The sequence below is a fragment of the Bradyrhizobium sp. genome (assembly GCF_035570375.1).
Taxonomy (GTDB): domain Bacteria; phylum Pseudomonadota; class Alphaproteobacteria; order Rhizobiales; family Xanthobacteraceae; genus Bradyrhizobium.
Map to the genome: position 1 here is coordinate 1 of NZ_DATMLW010000273.1, position 7404 is coordinate 7404.

The following is a 7404-nucleotide window of genomic DNA, read 5'->3' on the forward strand; positions in this document are numbered from 1 at the left end:
GACCGTCAAATTTGGCTGTCCCCCCAGGTTTTTGTTGTTCACCAGAGTGTTCGCGGTTATGCCGAAAACCTGCCGCGCGGTGGTCTGAGCCACCTGTGGGCTCTGCTGCATCATCGCCGAGGTGACCGCGGAGACGGCGGCAGCATCGGTGGCGGCGTCGAGGTCGACCTTCATATGCTGCGCATGCGTATAATCCAGCGCCATGCCCAGCAGAAATATGGTCGGAACCAACAGGAGCGCAAACATGACGGCGACGTTCGCCTTGCGATTTCCGTTGAAGCGACACAACCAGGCGCGGAGCTCGATCTTCGTCGCCGTTGGCCCCGGCAGAGGCCCGCGCTGGTGGCTGCGGAAACGGTCGAGCAAACGCAAAACGGTAATCATGAGCGACACACCACAACCTGTGACAATGATCGCTCTAAAGTTGAGAAATTAAGTTCGGGTTATTGTAATTGAATAATGGCGGCACCAAATCGGTTAATGAATAGTTTCCTCGGCCTCGATTGATTCGAGGCACCGGCGCCTGCATCCAGTTTCGCTTCGAAGCAGCCGGCCAAGCGGTCAACCCACTTGTTTGTCACGGCCACCTTGTGCAGGCGGTGACTGGTCGCGAAAGATCACGACCGGTAATCGCCATTGATCGTGACATATTCCTTGGTGAGATCGCAGGTGAGCACTCGGTCGCGGCCTTTGCCGAGCCCAAGCGTGATCCTGATCTGGATCTTTGGCCGTTTCATCGCCGCGGAAACCTCGGCCTCGTCATAGGACGGATCGCGCGCGCCGCGGCTTGCTACGCGAATGCCGTTGAACGAGATCGAGAGCCGGTCGCGATCGGCTGGCTCGCCGGCCTTGCCGACCGCCATCACGACGCGGCCCCAGTTGGCATCCTCGCCGGCGATTGCGGTCTTCACCAGCGGCGAATTGGCGACCGACATGGCGATTTTGCGCGCCGAGGCCTTCGACACGGCGCCCTCGACAATGATCTCGACGAGCTTGCGGGCGCCTTCGCCGTCACGCGCGACCTGTTCGGCGAGGTCGGCCAGCACGGATTGGAAGGCCGTTGTAAAGGCCTTCAGGCGCGGGTCGCTGGCGCGGCTGATTTTTGGCGCGCCGTCGGCCAGGGCGGTGCCGGTCGCAAAGGCAAGCAATGTGTCCGAGGTCGAGGTGTCGCCATCGATGGTGACGGCATTGAAGGTGTCTTCCACGCCAGCCTTCAAGAGCGATTGCAAGGCGCCTGATGCGATCGGGGCGTCGGTGAACACGAACGCCAGCATGGTCGCCATGTTGGGTGCGATCATGCCGGCGCCCTTGGCCATGCCGTTGATGGTGACCCTGGCCTTGCCGAGCCTGACGGTGGCGGTGGCCACTTTGGGAAAGGTGTCGGTGGTCATGATGGCACGCGCCGCGCTCATCCACTCGTCGGGCGCGACCTTCGTCGCGAGAGCGGCCAGCACGCCATCGAATTTGGTCGCGTCGAGCGGCTCGCCGATCACGCCGGTGGAAGCAAGAAACACTTCGTTTGGGCGGCATCCGACCGCCTTGGCTGCGATCGCGGCCGTCATCGCGGTCGCCTGGCGTCCGGTCTTGCCGGTGAAGGCGTTGGCGTTGCCGGAATTGACCACCAGCGCGCGCGCCACCGCCGCTTTGGACGATCCGAGTTTGGCGCGGCACCACTCCACCGGCGCCGAGGGGCATTTCGATTGGGTGAAGACGCCCGCGACAGCCGTCCCCTTGTCCAGGATCGCAAGCAGGACGTCGGTGCGGTCCTTGTAGCGGATGCCGGCTGAGGCCGTTGCAAGCTTGACGCCCGAAATCGCGGGCATCTCGGGGACATTGGTCGGGGCGTTCGGGGAGACGGCGGATGACATGGGCGAGCGCCTTATCGACAAAAGAAATCGTCATGCCCGGCCCGGACGAGCCCGGCCATGACGTCGAATACTCAAGTTGGATCGAGAAGTCGATTACTTCTTCGCAGGCGCCATTTTGGAATCGGCTGGCTTGGCCTCGGTCTTCGCTGCCGCCGGCTGATCCATGCGCTCGACCTTGGCGGTTTCCCGCAGCTTCGCCACGTATTCGGCCTGCGCCCTGCGCGCTACATAGGTCTCGATCTGGCTCTTGACCTGATCGAAGTCCGGCGCCTTGCGGTTGCGCTTCTCCTCGACCTTGATGATGTGCCAGCCGAACTGGGACTTCACGGGATCAGAGATCTTGCCGGGCTCGAGCGAGAAGGCGACGGCGGAAAATTCCGGCACCATCTGGTCCTTGGTGAAGAAACCGAGATCGCCGCCGTCGGAGGCGCCGGGGTCCTTGGACTTCTTCTTGGCGAGTTCGGCGAAATCGGCGCCCTTCTTCAGCTCGGCCGCAATCGCCTTGGCCTCGTCCTCGTTCTCGACCAGGATATGCCGGGCGTGAACTTCCTGTTCGCCCTCGATCTGTTTGGCGGCCTCGTCATAGACCTTCTTCATGGCTTCTTGCGTCGTCGCGGCCTTGCCCTCGGCCGCCAGCAAATTGTCCATCAGGAGGCGGTTGCGGGCGAATGCCAGACGAGCCTTGAAGTCGTCGCGATCTTCGATCTTCTTGGCTTCCGCTGCCTTGGCGACAATCTTCATGTCGATCAAAAAGGCGAGCACGTTTTCCTTCTTGGTCGCCGGATCCATCTGCGCAAGGCTCGGCCCGAGTTCCTCCTCGGCCAGCGTGACATCGCTTTGACGGATTTCAGAACCGTTCACCTTGGCGAGCACCGGATTGCTTTCTTCCGCCCGCAGCGGCAGGCCGGCGAGCAGAACCATCGCAAGACCAGCCGCAGCGGTGGTGGCGAGGCGAGCGCGCGTGCCAAATTTCGCGGGGGATGACGAGGCGGTCATGGATAATCCTTATCTTCAAAGCCAATTGGCTTGTTTGGGGCAGGGGCTATTCGGATGCCGCGCGACACTCGCCCAATCAAGCGGCGTTGGCAACGCGAAAAGTCTGTCAAAATCATGAAATCCTTGAGGGGCGCGGGCGCCCTTTCAAGCCTTTGCGAACCATTTTTGACGTTCGCGGACACGGAGTTTGGACGTGATCCGGCCTGGCCGGACACGGATTTTGGATGCGATCCGGCCTGGGTCAAAATGTTTGTTTTCTGCAACGCAGAGCGCAGGATTGAGACCCGGTATGGGCGTGCCTCGGCCGCCCGTTCGAGCTGGAAATCGCAAGGTCTGCCTGCCGTTGACAAGGCTGAAGCCCAGCCATATCTCTACCGAACCTAAGTCAATGGCGATAGCGCGTTTTTTGGAAGCGTTTTTGGCCCTTGAAGCTTGGATTGCTGATTTCCCACTCATTCGACGGAAAATCCCCGGCCAGGGGCTCACCTACCGCGTCACGATGAGTTGATTGATTGGCAACCTCACGGCAGTTCTGCCGACCGGGAAGAACAGGAATTTGGCATGATCGGCGCGCTCGCCCGCAAGTTTTTCGGTTCCGCAAACGACCGGCGGATCAAGGGATATCAGGGCCGCGTCAATGCCATCAACGCGCTGGAGGGGGAACTGGAGGCGCTCTCGGACGAAGCGCTGAGGGCGCGCACCGACGAATTCCGCCAGCAACTCGCCGACGGCAAGACGCTTGATGACATCCTGGTTCCCGCCTTCGCCACCGTGCGTGAGGCGGCCAAGCGCACGCTAGAACAGCGGCATTTCGACGTGCAGCTGGTCGGCGGCATGGTGCTGCACGAAGGCGACATCGCCGAGATGAAGACCGGCGAAGGCAAGACGCTGGTCGCAACACTGGCGGTTTACCTCAATGCTCTCGCCGGCAAGGGCGTCCACGTCGTCACCGTCAATGACTATCTCGCCCGGCGCGACTCGGCGTGGATGGGGCAGATCTACAGTTTCCTCGGGTTGACCACCGGCGTCATCGTCCACGGCCTTGACGATGCCGAGCGCAAGGCGGCCTATTCGTGCGATATTACCTACGGCACCAACAACGAATACGGCTTCGATTATCTGCGCGACAACATGAAGTACCGCCTCGAGGACATGGTCCAGCGCGGTCACTTCTACGCCATTGTCGACGAAGTCGACTCGATCCTGATCGACGAGGCGCGCACGCCGCTGATCATCTCCGGACCGCTCGATGACCGTTCGGACTTCTACAACACCATCGACACCTTCTTTCCCAGGCTCGACAAGACCGACTATGACGTCGACGAGAAGCAGCGCACGGTGACGCTGACCGAAGCCGGCATGGAAAAGATCGAGACGCTGCTGCGCGACGCGGGGCTGCTCAAGGGTGATTCGCTTTATGATGTGGAGAACGTCTCGGTCGTTCACCACATCAACCAGGCGCTGCGCGCCCACTCGCTGTTCACCCGCGACAAGGACTACATCGTTCGCGACGGTGAGGTCATCATCATCGACGAGTTTACGGGGCGCATGATGCCGGGCCGGCGCTATTCGGAAGGCCTGCACCAGGCGCTGGAAGCCAAGGAACATCAGCCGGTGCAGCCGGAAAACCAGACGCTGGCCTCGATCACCTTCCAGAACTATTTCCGGATGTACGAAAAACTGGCCGGCATGACCGGCACCGCGGCGACGGAAGCCGACGAACTGTTCGACATCTACAAGCTCGAGGTCGTGGAAATCCCGACCAATCTTCCGGTGGCCCGTCTCGACGAAGACGACGAGGTATATCGTACCCAGAAAGAGAAATACGCCGCGATCCTGTCCGAGGTGGAACGCGCCAATACGCGGCTGCAGCCGGTGCTGGTCGGCACCGCCTCGATCGAAAAATCCGAGGTGCTCGCCGAATACCTCAAGAAGAACGGCTACAGGCAGATCGATTTCGGCAATCCGAACGCCCTGGAAAAGCTCTATGCCGCCGCACGGGCCGGCAAACCGGCCAAGCTGTTTGCGGTCCTGAACGCGCGCTTCCACGAACAGGAAGCCTATATTGTGGCGCAGGCGGGCGTGCCCGGCGCGATCACGATCGCGACCAACATGGCCGGCCGCGGTACCGACATCAAGCTCGGTGGTTCGCTCGAAATGCGCATCCAGCATGAGACCGCAGGTCTGGCGGACGAGGCCGAGCGGACGGCGAAGATCGAGCAGATCAAGGCCGACGTCGAACGCTTCCGCGACATCGTGCTGAAAGCCGAAGAGACGATCGAGGTCGAGCCGGCCAAGGGCGCGAAACCGGCGAAAACCGTGACCAAGCCGGGCGGCCTCTACATCGTCGGCTCCGAACGCCATGAGTCGCGGCGCATCGACAACCAGCTGCGCGGCCGGTCCGGCCGCCAGGGCGATCCCGGCCGCTCGAAATTCTTCCTGTCGCTGGAAGACGATCTGATGCGGATCTTCGGCTCCGACCGGCTCGACAGCATGCTGACGCGACTCGGCCTCAAGGATGGCGAGGCCATCATCCATCCCTGGATCAACAAGGCGCTGGAAAAGGCGCAGCAAAAGGTCGAGGCGCGCAACTTCGACATCCGCAAGAACCTGTTGAAGTTCGACAACGTGCAGAACGATCAGCGCAAGGTGATCTTCGATCAGCGCGTCGATCTGATGAAGGACGAAAGCGTCGCCGAAACGGTCACCGACATGCGCCACGCCTTCGTCGAGGACGTGGTCGCCAAGCACGTGCCCGAACACGCCTATGCCGAGCAATGGGATACGGCCGGCCTGAAGGACGAGTTGAAGCGCGTGCTCGACATTGACCTGCCGGTCGACGAGTGGGCCAAGGAAGAGGGCATCGCCGATGAGGAGCTATTGACGCGCATCGAGAAACGCGTCGACGAGCACATGGCGGCCAAGGTGGCGCAGTGGGGTCCCGACGTGATGCGTTACGTCGAAAAAACCATCCTGCTGCAGACGCTGGACCATCTCTGGCGCGAGCATCTGGTAATGCTCGACCATTTGCGCCAGGTTATCGGTTTGCGCGGGTACGGTCAGCGCGATCCGTTGCAGGAGTACAAGTCGGAAGCGTTCAGCCTGTTCGAGGCGATGATCGCGCATCTGCGCGAGGCGGTGACGGCGCAATTGATGCGCGTCGAAATCGTTCCGCCGGAATCCCAGCAGCCGGTGTTGCCGGCGATGGAGGCGCACAAGTTCGATCCCAACACCGGCGAGGACGAGATGGCCTTCGCCAACGTCTCGCTGGTGCCCGCGGCCACCGCCGACCGCGATCCGAAGAATCCGGCGAGTTGGGGCAAGGTCGGCCGCAACGAGGATTGCCCCTGCGGCTCGGGCAAGAAGTTCAAACACTGCCACGGCAAGTACGTTCGGTGAATAATTTCAATGGCTTATAGGCTTGCAGACTCTGATGCCTAGGCACGTCGCTGCCCTTTGAAATTATTTCATTCCTTAACGCTGCTTGCTGATTCCCAAGGGCATCCGGGATGGACGGCGCTCGCTATCTTGAAGATGGCAGGCTGACGATTTTCAAGCGCTCTGGGACTTTCTACGCACGCATTCGGATTTCACCGGGGAAATATACTTGGCGGTCGCTGAAGACCACTGACGAGCAGACCGCCATTCGAGCTGGTCGCAGATTGCTGTTCCAATTGGAACACAGAGCTGATCAGGGCCTTCCGCCAAAATCAAAATTATTTTCGGCCGTCATTGATGACTACGTGCGATTTCGGGAACGAGATCACAAACAAGGCAGAACTTCAGCTGGAATGCTGAGGCAGATCATTCGTGTTGCGAAGTTCTGGCGAGAGTACGCTGGGGCCGTGCCTATCGAAGCCATCGATGACAAGGTGATGCGAGAATTTATCCCTTGGCGCCGTGACTACTATTCAAAATTCGCCGAGCTGCCGAAAAACGCCAAGCTCAATCCAACTGATAAGACGCTTCAGTGGGATATGATGTTGGGCAAGGCCATTGTGAAATGGGCGCACGAGCAGGGACTGCGAGGAAAGCAGTCGCTTCCAACAGTCACATTCACGCCAAAGCAGAAGCGTGCGAGGCCAGCATTTGAGTTATCGGAGTATCGCCGTCTGTGGCGTACGATTTTCAAACGGATCAGAGATGCAAAGGACAACCGTGTAAGGCGGTCCAGAGAGCTGCTCCGTGACTATGTCCTGATACTGGCCAATTCTGGCATGCGTGTTGGTGAGGCCAACAATCTACGACTGCGTGATCTGATCCCTTTCAAGGATGACAAGGGACGCCGGAACTTCAGGTTTATTGTTAGAGGCAAAACCGGCGAGCGGGACGTGATTCTAAGATCGGCTGCTGCAAGCCGGTTAGACAAATTGTTGGCAAAACGGGACGGTGAAGCCGCGAATAATTTTCTGTTCGCAATGGCTGACGGCTCCAAGGTCGTTACTCTGATTGATCAGTTCAACACAGCGCTGAAGGAAGCCGGAGTGCAGCGAAACGGGTTTGGCGAAAAATATACTCTGTACAGCCTCCGTCATTTTTA

Annotated in this window: 5 protein-coding genes; 2 read left to right on the forward strand and 3 right to left on the reverse strand. The window is 60.0% G+C overall.

The window, feature by feature from the left end; genetic code table 11:
- The 3 genes from VNX23_RS30275 to VNX23_RS30285 all read right to left on the reverse strand — a co-directional run.
- A partial coding sequence (locus VNX23_RS30275) for a TadE/TadG family type IV pilus assembly protein (protein ID WP_325635440.1) occupies positions 1–384 on the reverse strand: 384 nt, incomplete at its 3' end.
- 233 nt (positions 385–617) lie between these two features.
- Positions 618–1868: a bifunctional glutamate N-acetyltransferase/amino-acid acetyltransferase ArgJ gene (gene argJ / locus VNX23_RS30280; protein ID WP_325635442.1), complete on the reverse strand. Its 1251-nt coding sequence runs from the start codon at positions 1866–1868 to the stop codon at positions 618–620.
- 93 nt (positions 1869–1961) lie between these two features.
- Entirely contained in the window at positions 1962–2864 is a 903-nt protein-coding gene (locus VNX23_RS30285) for a peptidylprolyl isomerase (RefSeq protein WP_325635444.1), read from the reverse strand.
- 561 nt (positions 2865–3425) lie between these two features.
- Between VNX23_RS30285 and secA the strand changes: the two genes are divergently transcribed.
- Positions 3426–6263 carry a preprotein translocase subunit SecA gene (secA, locus tag VNX23_RS30290; protein ID WP_325635445.1) on the forward strand — a complete coding sequence of 946 codons (2838 nt, stop codon included), beginning with the start codon at positions 3426–3428 and terminating at the stop codon, positions 6261–6263.
- A gap of 110 nt (positions 6264–6373) precedes the next feature.
- Positions 6374–7404 (forward strand): tyrosine-type recombinase/integrase (locus VNX23_RS30295; protein ID WP_325635446.1); only part of this gene is annotated, 1031 nt, incomplete at its 3' end.

Excerpts from the sequence above, each read along its gene's own strand:
- argJ (WP_325635442.1), bottom strand. The coding sequence starts at position 1,868 with ATGTCATCCGCCGTCTCCCCGAACGCCCCGACCAATGTCCCCGAGATG.
- VNX23_RS30285 (WP_325635444.1), bottom strand. The coding sequence starts at position 2,864 with ATGACCGCCTCGTCATCCCCCGCGAAATTTGGCACGCGCGCTCGCCTC.
- secA (WP_325635445.1), top strand. The coding sequence starts at position 3,426 with ATGATCGGCGCGCTCGCCCGCAAGTTTTTCGGTTCCGCAAACGACCGG.